Origin of the sequence: Duganella hordei (assembly GCF_040369125.1) — a bacterium.
GTDB classification, from domain to species: Bacteria; Pseudomonadota; Gammaproteobacteria; order Burkholderiales; family Burkholderiaceae_D; genus Rugamonas; species Rugamonas hordei.
Window position 1 is genome coordinate 64,468 of the sequence record NZ_BPWI01000015.1, and the last position, 12,708, is coordinate 77,175.

The window sequence follows — 12,708 nt, forward strand, 5'->3', positions numbered from 1 at the left end:
GCAAGATGAGCAAGAAAAAAGTCGTCATCGGTATGTCGGGCGGAGTCGATTCCTCGGTCGCGGCGTGGATGCTCAAGGAACAGGGCTACGACGTGGTCGGCCTGTTCATGAAGAACTGGGAAGACGACGACGATTCCGAATACTGCTCGACGCGCCAGGACTGGATCGACGCGGCCAGCGTGGCCGACGTCATCGGCGTCGACATCGAGGCCGTCAACTTCGCCTCCGAATACAAGGACCGCGTGTTCGCCGACTTCCTGCGCGAATACCAGGCCGGCCGCACGCCCAACCCGGACGTGCTGTGCAACGCCGAGATCAAGTTCAAGGCCTTCCTCGACCACGCCATGCACCTGGGCGCCGACCTGATCGCCACCGGCCACTACGCGCGTGTGCGCCGGAACGGCGAGCGCCACGAGCTGCTGAAGGCGGTCGACCACACCAAGGACCAGAGCTATTTCCTGCACCGGCTGAACCAGGCCCAGCTGTCGAAGACGCTGTTCCCGCTGGGCGAGATCCCCAAGACCGAGGTGCGCAAGATCGCCGAGAAGCTGGCGCTGCCGAACGCGGCCAAGAAGGATTCGACCGGCATCTGCTTCATCGGCGAGCGGCCGTTCCGCGAATTTTTGAACCGCTACCTGTCGTACAAGCCGGGCCCGATGAAGACGCCGGACGGCAAGGTGGTCGGCGAGCACGTCGGCCTGAGCTTCTACACGCTGGGCCAGCGCAAGGGCATCGGCGTCGGCGGCATGAAGGCCTACAAGAATCCGGACGGCAGCAGCGACGCCTGGTACGTGGCGCGCAAGGATGTGGCCGAGAACACGCTGTACATCGTCCAGGGCCACGAGCATCCGTGGCTGCTGTCGTCGCGGCTGCGCGCCGACCAGGCCAGCTGGATCGCCGGCGAGGCGCCGTCGGCGCGCGCGATGTCGGCCAAGACCCGCTACCGCCAGGCCGACGTGGCGTGCGAGCTCGCCCCGGAAGGCGATACCGATTTCGCGTTGAAGTTCATGGATGCCCAGTGGGCGGTGACGCCGGGCCAATCGGCCGTGCTGTACGACGGCGACGTCTGCCTCGGCGGCGGCATCATCGACAGCTCGACCTTCGTCGGCTAAGCCGGCGCGCCGTCGTCCGCCTGCGGCGCATCGGCGGCCTTCGCCAGCGCCGCGCGCTGGCGCTTGACCATCGCGATCACCGTGTTGCGTATCGTATTGAGCACGGTGTCGGCCTTGAACGGCTTGACGATGAAGCCGTTCACGCCCATCGCGTGCGCGGCCTGCACGGTGGCCGCGTCGAATTCGCTCGAGACCATGAAGATCAGGGTCTTCGGCCAGTTGGTCTTGATTTCGCGCACCACGTCCTCGCCGTTTTCGATCTGCTCGCGGGCGATGCAGACGATGTGCGGATGATGCTTGATCAGCAGCGCCAGGCCGCTGGCGCAGGTGTGGGTCTGGCCCACCACGTCGTAGCCGCCGTCCAGCAGCACCGTGTTGAGCAGCCCGCGTGCGACGGCGCTGGTGTCGATAATGACCGCTTTTAACATCTTGCAAACCTTGTTCTAGTGGCCGCGTGCGCGCCTAGAAAGTCTCCCAGGCCAGCATATTCCAGGTCACCCCGACCCGCACGTCCGTTTTTAATTGCACCAATTGTCGAGAAAGATACAGCATTTCGCGTTCTTTTCGTAGTGTTTCGCCCAGCGTGTCCTTCAGAATCCCGGCGCCGGCCATGATCGCGTCCAGAGTGCCGTATGTACGCAACAGTCGGGCCGCCTTCTTGACGCCGACCTTGGACACGCCGGGGATGGAATCGGTGGCGTCGCCCATCAGCGCCAGCAGGTCCGGCAGCTGCTCGGGCGGCACGCCCCACTTCCGCTCGACCCAGGCGTGGTCGTGCCATTCGCTCTTGAAATGGTCCCACACGCGGGCGCCCTGCGCGATCAGGCCGTGCAGGTCCTTGTCGGTGCTGGCGATGGTGGCCTCGCCGCGGCCGTCGGCCAGCCAGCGCAGCACCACCGTGCCGATGACGTCGTCGGCCTCCACCTCCGGCAGCGACACCACGTGCAGGCCGAACTCGCGCAGCTTGTCGTAGAAGGCCGGCAGCGCCTCGCGCAGCGGCGACGGCATCGGCGCGCGGCCCTCGCGGTAGCCGGCGTACAGCTCGTGGCGCCAGGTGCGGCCGCCGAAGTCGAAGGCAGGCAGCACATGGGTCGGTTCGTGGTCGGTGACCAGCTTGCGGAAAGAGGACAGCGCGTGGCGCAGCGCGATCTCGGCCTTTTCCGGGCTGTCGGGTTCGGGGCTGGCTTCGTAGACGCGGCGCACAATATTGAGGCCGTCGATGGCAAGGAGTCTACCCATGTTCAACATCATCCGGGCTTGTTCAAGCCGCCATTCTACCGCACCGCCGCACCGGCCCGGCTTGATCTATTTCAGCAGCTCGTAAGGGCCGCCGCGCTCGAGCGCGCGCTGGAACGCCGGGCGGCTGTGGATGCGTTTGAGGAAGGCGCTCAGGTTCGGCCGGCTCGCGTCCAGCCCGGCGCGCGCGGCGGCGGCCTCCAGCGGAAAGCTCATCTGGATGTCGGCCGCCGTGAACTCGGCGCCGGCAAACCACGGCGTCTTGTTCAGCTCCGCCTCCAGGTAATCCAGGTGCGCCGCGATCTGCGGCAGGATGTAGCTGGTCTTGACCTTGCGGGCGATGGCGCGCGCGATCGGCTTGACGAAGAACGGCGCCGGGCTGGTCTCGACCCGGTCGAAGACCAGCTTCATCAGCAACGGCGCCATCGCCGAGCCCTCGGCGTAGTGCAGGAAGTAGGTCCAGCGGCGCCGTTCCGCCGTGCCGGCCGGCGGCACCAGGCGGCCGTTGCCGTAGGTCTCGATCAGGTACTCGACGATCGCGCCCGACTCGGCCACCACGATGTCGCCGTCGGTGATCACCGGCGACTTGCCCAGCGGGTGGATCGCGCGCAGTTCCGGCGGCGCCAGCATGGTCTTCTTGTCGCGCTGGTAGCGCACGATCTCGTATTCCAGGCCCAATTCCTCCAGCAGCCACAGCACCCGCTGCGAGCGCGAATTATTCAGATGGTGGACTACGATCATGGTCAGCTTCCCGAAAAAAAAGAACGGCCGTGCGCCGCAACCCCGCTAGCTTAGCATTGTTGTCCATCTTGCGCGCCCCCCCGCCATAGACTGATGGATTCCCCTGAGAAACAGCAGTACACTGCCCCCATCAGTGGCCTACCGGAGCGTCCATGAACCTGTTTTCACCGCGTTACCTCGTCTTTGTTGCAGCTGTCGTCACGCTGGCCGCCTCGCTGGCGCTGGGCGCGCCGTGGTGGATTCCGCTGACCGCCGCCGCGCTGACCGTCGTCGGCATCACCGACCTGCTGCAAACCAAGCGCGCGCTGCGGCGCAACTATCCGATCCTGGCGCACTTCCGCTTCTTCTTCGAATCGATACGGCCCGAGATCCGCCAGTACTTCCTGGAAGACGACACGGTGGCCGAGCCGTTCTCGCGCAACCAGCGCAGCATCGTCTACCAGCGCGCCAAGATGGACACCGACAAGCGCCCGTTCGGCACCCAGATGGACGTCTACGCGCCCGGCTACGAATGGATCAACCATTCGATCAGCCCGGCGCCCGAGCAGCACCACGACTTCCGCATCGAGATCGGCAACCATCCGGACTGCCGGCGCGCGCAGCCGTATTCGGCCAGCGTGTTCAACATCTCGGCGATGAGCTTTGGCGCCCTGTCGGCCAACGCCATCCTGGCGCTGAACGGCGGCGCCAAGGCCGGCGGCTTCATGCACGACACCGGCGAAGGCAGCATCAGCCCCTACCACCGCCAGAACGGCGGCGACCTGGTGTGGGAAATCGGCTCCGGCTACTTCGGCTGCCGCAACGCCGACGGCAGCTTCTCCGAGGCGAACTTCGTCGCCAACGCCACCTCGCCGCAGGTCAAGATGATCGAACTGAAGCTGTCGCAGGGCGCCAAGCCCGGCCACGGCGGCGTGCTGCCGGGCGCCAAGGTGACGATAGAAATCGCCACCACGCGCGGCGTCACGCCGGGCCAGGACTGCATCTCGCCGTCCAGCCATTCGGCCTTCAGCACGCCGCTGGAAATGCTGGCCTTCATCGACAAGCTGCGCACGCTGTCCGGCGGCAAGCCGACCGGGTTCAAGCTGGCCATCGGCCATCCATGGGAATTTTTCGGCATCGTCAAGGCGATGCTGGCCAGCGGCATCACGCCGGACTTCATCGTGGTCGACGGCGGCGAGGGCGGCACCGGCGCGGCGCCGGTCGAGTTCACCGACCACATCGGCACGCCGCTGCAGGAAGCCCTGCTGCTGGTGCACAACACGCTGGTGGGCGCCAACCTGCGCGACAAGATCAGGATCGGCGCCTCGGGCAAGATCATCACCGCCTTCGACATCGCCCGCATCCTCGCGCTGGGCGCCGACTGGTGCAATTCCGCGCGCGGCTTCATGTTCGCGCTGGGCTGCATCCAGTCGCAGAGCTGCCACACCGACCACTGCCCGACCGGCGTCGCCACCCAGGACAAGCAGCGCCAGCGCGCGCTGGTGGTGCCGGACAAGACCCGGCGCGTGGCCAACTTCCACCAGAACACCCTGAAGGCGCTGGCGCAGCTGATCGCCGCCGCCGGCCTGACGCACCCGTCGCAACTGAAGCCGCACCACCTGGTGCGGCGCATCTCGACCAACCAGGTCAAGCTGGCGTCGACCCTGCTGCCGTATCTGGAACCGGGCGAGCTGCTGGACCCGAGCCAGCTGTCGCGCCTGCCGCCGGTGTTCGGCCTGTACTGGCCGATGGCGCAGGCGGAGTCGTTCAATCCGCTTTGTTAGGAAGGCGTGGCAATCAGCGCTGCACGTGCAGCTTGATGACGCGCTTGAGCGGCGCGGAGGCGGGGGCGTCGGACGACGCGGACGGCGTGGTTTCGCACGAGCCGCAGCTGGCGCAGCCGTCGCCGCAGCTCGATTTCGTGTTAAACAGTTTAGCCAGTTTGTTCTGGTCGAAGCCGCGCCGGGACAGCAGGTAGACGATCTGCTTGCGCAAGGCCGCCGGCAGGTACTTGGTGCAGAAATGCGCCAGCGCCGCCACCACGATCAAAGCCACAATCACTTGCTGCCACATGGTCAGCCTCCGATAAAGAACAGTGAAATGCGATAAGTCAGGAACGATGCCGTATAGGCCAGCGCGAACATGTAGCCGGCCATCAGCAGCGGATAGCGGATGCTGTTGGTCTCGCGGCGCACCACGCTCAAGGTCGACATGCACTGCGGCGCGAACACATACCAGGCCAGCAGCGACAAGGCCGTCGGCAGCGCCCACGAGCTGGCGATGATGGGCGTCAGCGACTGCGCCAGTTCCTCGCCGCTCTGCGACAGCGCATACACGGTGCCCAGCGCGCCGACCGCCACTTCGCGCGCGGCCAGGCCCGGCACCAGCGCGATGCAGATCTGCCAGTTGAAACCGATAGGCGCGAACACGTATTCGAGACCGCGCCCCAGGATGCCCGCCAGGCTGTAATAGATGGCCGGATGCGTCGCCCCTTCAGGCGCGCCGGGGAAGGAGCTGAGGAACCACAGCAGCACCATCAAGGTCAGGATGATGGTGCCGACGCGCGACAGGAAGATCTTGCAGCGCTCCCACAGGCCCAGCGCCAGGTTCTGCAGATGCGGCCAGTGGTAGTCCGGCAGCTCCAGCATCAGCGGCTGCTGGTGGCTCGAGCCCATGGTGCGCTTCATGAAGTAGGCCACCGCCATCGCCGACGCGATGCCGGCGAAGTACAGCGCGAACAGCACCAGGCCCTGCAGGCTCATGAAGCCGCCCACTTCGCGCTCCGGGATGAAGGCCGCGATGATCAGCGCATACACCGGCAACCGCGCCGAGCAGGTCATCAGCGGCGCGATCATGATGGTCACCAGCCGGTCGCGCGGATTCTGGATCGTGCGCGCCGCCATGATGCCGGGAATGGCGCAGGCAAAGCTGGACAGCAGCGGAATGAAGGCGCGCCCCGACAGGCCGACGCCGCCCATCAGCCGGTCCAGCAGGAAGGCCGCGCGCGGCAGGTAGCCGCAGTCCTCGAGGATCAGGATGAAGAAGAACAAGATCAGGATCTGCGGCAGGAACACCAGCACGCTGCCGGCGCCACCGAGGATGCCTTCGACCAGCAGGCTGCGCAGCAGGCCGTCGGCCATCGCCCCCTTGATCAGGCCGCCGACGCCGTCGACGCCGGCCTTGATCATGTCCATCGGCACATTGGCCCAGCTGAACACGGCCTGGAACACCAGGAACATCAGCACCGCCAGGATCACCGGCCCCAGCGCCGGATGCAGCACCACGTTGTCGATCTTCTCGGTCAGGTTGCCGGTGTCGTGGAAATCGCTGCTGACCAGCGCCAGGATGCGGCGCACTTCGCGCTGCGTCTCCTCCACGCTGACGGCGTCGATCGCCGACAGCGGCTGCGGCGTGCTCACGTGCAGCGGCCACATCTCGTCGAGCGCGCGCAGCAGCGACTTCTCGCCGCCGGCCTGCACCGCCACCGTCTCGACCACCGGCATGCCCAGCTCCATCGCCAGGCGGTCGGCGTCGATCTCGATGCCGCGCTTCTTGGCCACGTCGACCATGTTCAGCGCCAGTATCATCGGCAGGCCCAGGCGCTTGATCTCCAGCACCAGGCGCAGGTTCAGGCGCAAATTGGTCGCGTTGACCACGCACACCACCACGTCCGGCGATTGCTCGCCCGCGCGCAGCCCGGCCACCACGTCGCGCGTGATCGCCTCGTCCGGCGTGTGGGCCGACAAACTATAAGCACCGGGCAGGTCCAGCACGCGGAAGGCGTTGCCGGCCGGCGAGTTGAACGAGCCTTCCTTACGCTCGATGGTCACGCCGGCGTAGTTGGCCACCTTCTGGCGCGCGCCGGTCAGGCGGTTGAACAGCGCGGTCTTGCCGCAATTCGGATTGCCCAGCAACGCCACCATCGGCGTCCTGGAGACGACCGGCGCTTCCGGCACTGGTTTTTCTACTGCACCCATGGTTTATTCCGGTTGGATCGAGATCAGCGCCGCCTCGAAACGGCGCAGCGCGAAAGTGGAGTTGCCGACCTTGATCGCCAGCGGCTCGCCGCCCGGCATGCCGCGCTTGAGCATGCGGATTTTCTCGCCCGGCACGAAGCCCAGCTCCATCAGCCGGCGCGCCAGCGTGGAGCCGTCCTCGTGCACGTCGCCGGGGGCGACATGCACCACGGTGGCGCTGCCGCCTACCTTCAGGGCATCGAGAGTGATCAGGGGAACAGCGTGCGTCATGGGCTAAGTCCGTTCAAGGCTTGCCGGCGGGCAGCAAAAACGCGTTCTCGCCGGAAATAAGATACTAGCATTATAAACGGTAATGCGAATTACTTCTATTTGCGCTTGCATCTGGATTCAAGTTGAGGCAGTATACGCTTAATGATAATGATTCGCATTAAGTAGCTAAGAAGCAATCATGTCGCTCTGTTATTTGTTCTCATGTAGCTTAGCCAGAAGGTGTAGCAATGATTGTATGTGTCTGCAACAACATATCTGATCGTGAAATCCGTCAAGCCATGGAGCTGGGCATCACCAGCATGGAAGAACTGTGCCGCGACCTGGGCGTGGCGACCTGCTGCGGCCAATGCTTCTCCTGCGCCGAGGAAATCCTGAACGAGCACCTGGCCGGCGCCGGGCTTCAGGAAACACAATTGAAGCGTCCCGTCTTCACCAACTAAGACTGTCTATATGAACACCATGGTTTATGGCCGGACGGCGCCAGCGCCCTCCGGAGATGCTGTCGGCTTGCCCGCGCAATTGCAGCGGCAATGGCAAACGCGCGGCCGCAAGTTCGCGCCGCTGGCCGCCATCGTCCTCGGCCATGCGTTCATGTTTTACCTGTTCCAGTCGGGCATGCTGCACAAGGCGGCGCACGCGATGATGCCGCAGGTGGTCAACATCACCTTTGTCGCCTCGCCGGAACCGCTGAAAGCGCCCGCGCCGCCGCCCAAGACAGTGCCGGTGGTGCACAAGGCGCCTGCTTACGTGCCGCCGCTGCCCCAGCTGAACATCGTGCAGACGGAACCGGCCATCACCGCCGCGCCGGTGCAGCCGCGCAACAGCGAGCCGGTCGCCGTAGCCGCGCCGGCGGCAACGCCCGCGCCGGCCCATGCGGCCGCACCGGCCGCGCCGAAAACCGTGTCAGGTGTGGAATATGTGCGGGCGCCGCAGCCGGTGTATCCAAGCATCTCGCGCCGCATGGGCGAGAGCGGCACCGTGATGCTGCGCGTGCTGATCGGCGAAAAAGGCCAGGCGGTGCAAGTGGATATCCAGAAATCGTCCGGCTCGGCCAACCTCGACGAGGCCGGCCGCCAGGCCGTGCTGCGCGCGCTGTACAAGCCGTGCTATGAGGACGGCAAGCCGGTGCCCGTGTACGCGCTGGTGCCGATCAACTTCCAGCTGGGCTAAGCCCGGCTCTCAAACGTCCAGGCGCCCCTCGACCGAGTCGTCGAGCGTCTTGCCGATGACGGCGCCGATCAGCATCTTGACGCTGGCCACCGCCCTGCCATGGCGGGTATCCCAATAATAGCCGTAGGTCGGCGCGAACTTGATCAGCGTGATGCGCGGATCGTCTTCGCCGCCGGTAAACCACGTCTTCATCGTAAAGCTCCACAACTCCTTCAGCTTGAGCGGATCGCGCAGCACCGTGGCGATGCCTTCCAGGTGCATGAACTCGGCGTTGCCCGTCCCCTGGAAATACAGCGTGGCCGACGGCTCGACCGCCAGCTCCTGGTTCTTCAGGCTGTCGCTGGCGCTGATGAACCACAGGTTGCCCTGCTCGTCGACCTGCAGCGCCGTCATCGGCCGCGCGTCGCCGGGGCCGCCCTGCGCGTCGCTGGTGCAGAAGAAGCAGCCTGGCGTGCTGTCGACGAAGTCCTTGATTTTCTTGACGGCATCCTCGCCGATCAAGTCCCGATGATGTTCTGTTGTATCCATGGCGATGCGCTCCGGTGGGGATGGTGGACCGATACTACCCCCGGCGGCGTCAGCACATCGTGCTGTTCCTCACACATCGGCCCACATGCGCAGCAGATTGTGATAATGGCCGGTCAGTTCCACGGTGATATCCGAGTCGCCGTGCCTGGCGCGCAGCTTCTGGATGTTCTGGTCCAGCTCGAACAGCATGCCGCGCTTGGCGTCCTCGCGCACCATGCTCTGCGTCCACATGAACGAGCTGACGCGCTCGCCCCTCGTCACCGGCTCGACCCGGTGCACGCTGCTGGCCGGGTAGACGATCAAATCGCCCGCCGCCAGCTTGACCTCGTGCGTGCCGTAGGCATCCATCACCACCAGTTCGCCGCCGTCGTACTCCTCCGGCTCGCTGAGGAACAAGGTGGACGACACGTCGGCCCGCATCGCGTTCGCGGTGCCGGGGCGGGTGCGCACCGCGCCGTCGACATGCATGCCGTAGTGCTCGCCGCCGGCATAGCTGTTGAAGTACGGCGGCAGGATGCGCAGCGGCAGCACCGCGGCGAAAAACATCGGATGCTGGGCCAGCGCCTGCGTGATGAAGCCGCCCAGCTCCTGCGCCAGCGGCGACATGTCCGGCAGCTGGCGGTTGCGCTTGACCTGCGCGCTCTGTTCGCCGGCGGTGGCGCGGCCGTCGATCCAGTCGGCCTGCGCCAGGCGCTGGCGGATTTCCTGCACCTGCGGCTTGGTCAGCACGGCGGGGATATGCAGCATCATCGGACGTCCTTGGCGGTGAGTGGCATGCGAATGTTAATTGTTTTCATTAGCGCCAACAATCTCAGTCCGGGCATATTGCTACAGTTTGGCCGGTTTCTGCCTGCGAGACTACGTGCCGGAAGGTGGTTCGTGGCAAAATGTCAGTATTCCACCACCATTTTAGAAAGCCTCCCATGAAGGGTGACCCAGAAGTAATCCGATTGCTGAATGCTCAGCTGACCAACGAACTCACCGCCATCAACCAGTACTTCCTGCACGCGCGCATGTACCGCCACTGGGGCCTGGAAAAGATCGCGAAAAAAGAGTACGAGGAATCGATCGGCGAAATGAAGCACGCCGACAAACTGATCGACCGCATCCTGATGCTGGACGGCCTGCCCAACCTGCAAGCCATGCACAAGATCATGATCGGCGAAAACACCGAAGAAATGATCGGCTGCGACCTGAAGCTGGAAAAAGGCGCGCAGATCACCGTCAAGGAAGGCATCGCGGCCGCCGAGAAGGCCGCCGACTACGTGTCGCGCGACCTGCTGCTGACGATACTGGAAGACACTGAAGAGCACATCGACTGGCTCGAGACGCAGCTGGACCTGGTCGGCAAGATCGGCATCCAGAACTACCTGCAAAGCCAGATGAACGAGGACTAAGCTCTACGCCGCCTCGTCAAGCCGCAGCTTCGCCTGCGGCTTTTTTATTTTCACCGCCAGCACGGCCAGCGCGCCGCACAGCATCAGCCCGCCGGCCAGCCGGATCACGTTCTCTGGATTGCCGCCCAACAGGCTGCGGTAGTACAGCGGCAGCGTGAAGATCTGGATGATCATCGGGATCACGATGAACATGTTAAAGATGCCCATGTAGACGCCGGTGCGCTCGGGCGGGATGCAGCCCGCCAGCATGACATACGGGTTGCCCATGATGCTGGCCCACGCCAGGCCGATGCCGACCATCGGCACGAACAGCAGCGCCGGCGTATGGATCATCGGTATCGCCAGCATGCCGATGCCGGCCAGCGCCAGGCAGATGCTGTGCGTGACCTTCGGCCCGTGGCGGCGCGTGAACGGCACCAGCGCCAGCGCGCCGATAAACGCGACGAAGTTGTAGAACGCGCCCACCTGCCCGGCCAGCAGGCCGGCGTCGCGGAAACCCTGCGAGCCCTGGTCGGTGGTGCCGTACAGGGTGGTCGACAGCGACAGCATGATGTACTGCCAATAGCAGAACATCGCATACCACTGGAACAGCTTGACCCAGGCCAGCTGCTTCATGGTCGCCGGCATCTCGCGCATCGCGCTGGCGACATCGCCCAGCGTGTGGCGCCAGCCGGCCGGACGCGCGCGGATCTGCGCCAGCTCCGCGCTGCTCAACGGATGTTCGGGCGTGGTCTTCAAGGTCCACAGCACGGAGGCGATCGAGAACACCGCGCCGATCAGGAAGGCGACGATGACGATATGCGGAATATGGCTGCCGTTGACGGCGTCCTTGTTCATGCCCAGCCACACCAGCAGCGACGGCGTCAGGTAGGCCAGCGTCTGCCCCAGGCCGGTGAAAGCGCTCTGCATCAGGAAGCCGACCGAATGCTGCCGCTCATCGAGCTTGTCGCTGACGAAGGCGCGGTACGGCTCCATCGTCACGTTGTTGGCCGCGTCCAGTATCCACAGCAGGCTGGCTGCCATCCACAGCGTGGGGCTGAACGGCATCGCCAGCAGGCCCAGGCTGCAGAGGATGGCGCCGACCAGGAAGTACGGCGTGCGCCGCCCCCAGCGCGTGACCGTGCGGTCGCTCATGGCGCCGATCAGCGGCTGCACCAGCAGGCCGGTCATCGGCCCGGCCAGCCACAAATACGGCAGGCTGGCCTCGTCCGCGCCCAGGTATTTGTAGATCGGGCTCATGCTGCTCTGCTGCAGGCCGAAACTGAACTGGATGCCGAAGAAGCCGATGTTCATGTTGACGATCTGCCAGAACGACAGGCGCGGCTTCATGACACGGCTCCGGCCCGCCACGCGGCGGCCCACGGCAGGTAGAACGCGATATCCGCCGGCACCGCGCCGGAGATGCCGCAAATGGCGCCGGCAAAGGCGTTGGCCCGCGCCAGCGTGAGCGCCAGCGGCCAACCCTGCAATTGCCCGTACAGGAACACGGCCGAGAAGGCGTCGCCGGCGCCGACCGTATCGACGATGCGCACCGGCGCGTGGCAATCCTGGTTGGACGTGACCGTGCCGTCGGCGCCGAAGTGCAGCGCGCCGCGCTCGCCCAGCGTGACGATCAGGCCTTGCAGCGAGAAGATGCGCATCAGCGCCTGACAGGCCTCCACCATCTCGGCGCCGTCGATGGCCTTGGTGCCGGGCTTGGTGTGGGTATACCAGCTGAACAAATCCTTGAGCTCATCCTCGTTGACCTTGACGATGTCCGCCAGGTGCAGCGACTCGAAGGCGCAGCGCTCCGTCACCTGGCCCTCGCGCACGTTCAGGTCCAGATAGCGCTGCGCGCCGGACGCATCGAGCATGGCCCGCAGCGCTGCGCGCGAACGCTCGTGCCGCTGCGCCATGGTGCCGAAGTAGATGACGCCGGGCGCGGCCTGCGCCAACGCGGCCAGCGCCGGCGCCGTTTCCACGTAGTCGTAGGCCTGGTCGGGCAGGATGATGAAGCGGTGGCCGTCCGCGTTGCGCTCGACCACGACGCGGCCGGTGGCCTCCTTCGCATCGATCTGCAGGCCCGCCTCGCTCATGCCGAAGCGCTCGAATTCCTTGCGCACCAGCGCACCGTTCTTGTCGGCGCCGATGCGCGTGACCATCAGCGTGGCCACGCCGAAGGCCGCCAGGTTGCGCGCGACGTTGAACGGCGCACCGCCGACGACTTGCTCGGTGATGAAATCGTCGACCAGCGCTTCGCCGAATACGGCGATGGTTTGTTGGGTCATGCTTGTCTCCACGCCCTGCTTGGGCGATTCT

The 12,708-nt window shown here is 65.2% G+C and carries 15 protein-coding genes; 5 read left to right on the forward strand and 10 right to left on the reverse strand.

The features are described 5' to 3' along the window. Positions 1–5: 5 nt before the first annotated feature. Complete coding sequence (gene mnmA, locus ABWW33_RS26135) at positions 6–1,112, forward strand: tRNA 2-thiouridine(34) synthase MnmA (RefSeq protein ID WP_176655733.1); 1,107 nt, start codon at positions 6–8, stop codon at positions 1,110–1,112. On the opposite strand, the gene ABWW33_RS26140 is transcribed toward mnmA, so the two are convergent. From ABWW33_RS26140 to ABWW33_RS26150, 3 genes are all read right to left on the reverse strand, one after another. Then, positions 1,109–1,540, reverse strand: coding sequence for a response regulator (locus tag ABWW33_RS26140; protein WP_353404376.1), 432 nt, complete (start codon positions 1,538–1,540; stop codon positions 1,109–1,111). The genes mnmA and ABWW33_RS26140 overlap by 4 nt on opposite strands. 34 nt (positions 1,541–1,574) lie before the next feature. After that, positions 1,575–2,351 carry a 5'-3' exonuclease gene (locus tag ABWW33_RS26145; RefSeq protein ID WP_176655735.1) on the reverse strand — a complete coding sequence of 259 codons (777 nt, stop codon included), beginning with the start codon at positions 2,349–2,351 and terminating at the stop codon, positions 1,575–1,577. Positions 2,352–2,417: 66 nt separating this feature from the next. Next, a complete protein-coding gene (locus ABWW33_RS26150) occupies positions 2,418–3,089 on the reverse strand; it encodes a glutathione S-transferase (protein ID WP_353404377.1) in 672 nt (223 codons plus the stop codon). Between the two features lie 152 nt (positions 3,090–3,241). On the opposite strand from ABWW33_RS26150, the gene ABWW33_RS26155 reads away from it, so the two are divergent. Further along, entirely contained in the window at positions 3,242–4,852 is a 1,611-nt protein-coding gene (locus ABWW33_RS26155) for an FMN-binding glutamate synthase family protein (RefSeq protein WP_176655737.1), read from the forward strand. A 13-nt stretch (positions 4,853–4,865) separates the two neighbouring features. On the opposite strand, the gene ABWW33_RS26160 is transcribed toward ABWW33_RS26155, so the two are convergent. Genes ABWW33_RS26160 through ABWW33_RS26170 form a run of 3 tightly spaced genes read right to left on the reverse strand, consistent with a single transcriptional unit; the run spans position 4,866 to position 7,315 of the window. Then, complete coding sequence (locus ABWW33_RS26160; protein ID WP_176655738.1) at positions 4,866–5,141, reverse strand: DUF6587 family protein; 276 nt, start codon at positions 5,139–5,141, stop codon at positions 4,866–4,868. Positions 5,142–5,143: 2 nt separating this feature from the next. Beyond that, positions 5,144–7,045 carry a ferrous iron transporter B gene (gene feoB / locus ABWW33_RS26165; protein ID WP_176655739.1) on the reverse strand — a complete coding sequence of 634 codons (1,902 nt, stop codon included), beginning with the start codon at positions 7,043–7,045 and terminating at the stop codon, positions 5,144–5,146. 3 nt (positions 7,046–7,048) lie between these two features. Further along, positions 7,049–7,315, reverse strand: a complete 267-nt coding sequence (locus tag ABWW33_RS26170) for a FeoA family protein (RefSeq protein ID WP_176655740.1) — start codon at positions 7,313–7,315, stop codon at positions 7,049–7,051. A gap of 227 nt (positions 7,316–7,542) precedes the next feature. Between ABWW33_RS26170 and ABWW33_RS26175 the strand changes: the two genes are divergently transcribed. Beyond that, positions 7,543–7,755 carry a (2Fe-2S)-binding protein gene (locus ABWW33_RS26175; RefSeq protein WP_353404379.1) on the forward strand — a complete coding sequence of 71 codons (213 nt, stop codon included), beginning with the start codon at positions 7,543–7,545 and terminating at the stop codon, positions 7,753–7,755. 67 nt (positions 7,756–7,822) lie between these two features. Next, entirely contained in the window at positions 7,823–8,485 is a 663-nt protein-coding gene (locus ABWW33_RS26180; RefSeq protein ID WP_353404380.1) for an energy transducer TonB, read from the forward strand. A gap of 9 nt (positions 8,486–8,494) precedes the next feature. On the opposite strand, the gene ABWW33_RS26185 is transcribed toward ABWW33_RS26180, so the two are convergent. After that, on the reverse strand, positions 8,495–9,013 hold the full coding sequence (locus tag ABWW33_RS26185) for a pyridoxamine 5'-phosphate oxidase family protein (protein ID WP_353404382.1): 519 nt from the start codon (positions 9,011–9,013) through the stop codon (positions 8,495–8,497). 69 nt (positions 9,014–9,082) lie between these two features. Beyond that, positions 9,083–9,763, reverse strand: a complete 681-nt coding sequence (locus ABWW33_RS26190) for a Fe2+-dependent dioxygenase (protein WP_176655744.1) — start codon at positions 9,761–9,763, stop codon at positions 9,083–9,085. Between the two features lie 173 nt (positions 9,764–9,936). Between ABWW33_RS26190 and bfr the strand changes: the two genes are divergently transcribed. Continuing rightward, complete coding sequence (gene bfr / locus ABWW33_RS26195) at positions 9,937–10,410, forward strand: bacterioferritin (RefSeq protein WP_176655745.1); 474 nt, start codon at positions 9,937–9,939, stop codon at positions 10,408–10,410. Between the two features lie 3 nt (positions 10,411–10,413). Here bfr and ABWW33_RS26200 read toward each other — a convergent pair whose 3' ends face one another. Then, on the reverse strand, positions 10,414–11,739 hold the full coding sequence (locus ABWW33_RS26200) for an MFS transporter (RefSeq protein ID WP_353404384.1): 1,326 nt from the start codon (positions 11,737–11,739) through the stop codon (positions 10,414–10,416). Continuing rightward, positions 11,736–12,677 carry a PfkB family carbohydrate kinase gene (locus tag ABWW33_RS26205; RefSeq protein ID WP_353404386.1) on the reverse strand — a complete coding sequence of 314 codons (942 nt, stop codon included), beginning with the start codon at positions 12,675–12,677 and terminating at the stop codon, positions 11,736–11,738. Before ABWW33_RS26205 ends, ABWW33_RS26200 begins: the two co-directional genes overlap by 4 nt. Between the last annotated feature and the right edge of the window lie 31 nt (positions 12,678–12,708).

Excerpts from the sequence above, each read along its gene's own strand:
- ABWW33_RS26175 (WP_353404379.1), top strand. The coding sequence starts at position 7,543 with ATGATTGTATGTGTCTGCAACAACATATCTGATCGTGAAATCCGTCAA.
- ABWW33_RS26140 (WP_353404376.1), bottom strand. The coding sequence starts at position 1,540 with ATGTTAAAAGCGGTCATTATCGACACCAGCGCCGTCGCACGCGGGCTG.
- ABWW33_RS26150 (WP_353404377.1), bottom strand. The coding sequence starts at position 3,089 with ATGATCGTAGTCCACCATCTGAATAATTCGCGCTCGCAGCGGGTGCTG.
- ABWW33_RS26200 (WP_353404384.1), bottom strand. The coding sequence starts at position 11,739 with ATGAAGCCGCGCCTGTCGTTCTGGCAGATCGTCAACATGAACATCGGC.
- ABWW33_RS26145 (WP_176655735.1), bottom strand. The coding sequence starts at position 2,351 with ATGGGTAGACTCCTTGCCATCGACGGCCTCAATATTGTGCGCCGCGTC.
- ABWW33_RS26190 (WP_176655744.1), bottom strand. The coding sequence starts at position 9,763 with ATGATGCTGCATATCCCCGCCGTGCTGACCAAGCCGCAGGTGCAGGAA.
- ABWW33_RS26205 (WP_353404386.1), bottom strand. The coding sequence starts at position 12,677 with ATGACCCAACAAACCATCGCCGTATTCGGCGAAGCGCTGGTCGACGAT.
- ABWW33_RS26160 (WP_176655738.1), bottom strand. The coding sequence starts at position 5,141 with ATGTGGCAGCAAGTGATTGTGGCTTTGATCGTGGTGGCGGCGCTGGCG.
- ABWW33_RS26185 (WP_353404382.1), bottom strand. The coding sequence starts at position 9,013 with ATGGATACAACAGAACATCATCGGGACTTGATCGGCGAGGATGCCGTC.
- bfr (WP_176655745.1), top strand. The coding sequence starts at position 9,937 with ATGAAGGGTGACCCAGAAGTAATCCGATTGCTGAATGCTCAGCTGACC.
- feoB (WP_176655739.1), bottom strand. The coding sequence starts at position 7,045 with ATGGGTGCAGTAGAAAAACCAGTGCCGGAAGCGCCGGTCGTCTCCAGG.
- ABWW33_RS26155 (WP_176655737.1), top strand. The coding sequence starts at position 3,242 with ATGAACCTGTTTTCACCGCGTTACCTCGTCTTTGTTGCAGCTGTCGTC.
- mnmA (WP_176655733.1), top strand. The coding sequence starts at position 6 with ATGAGCAAGAAAAAAGTCGTCATCGGTATGTCGGGCGGAGTCGATTCC.
- ABWW33_RS26170 (WP_176655740.1), bottom strand. The coding sequence starts at position 7,315 with ATGACGCACGCTGTTCCCCTGATCACTCTCGATGCCCTGAAGGTAGGC.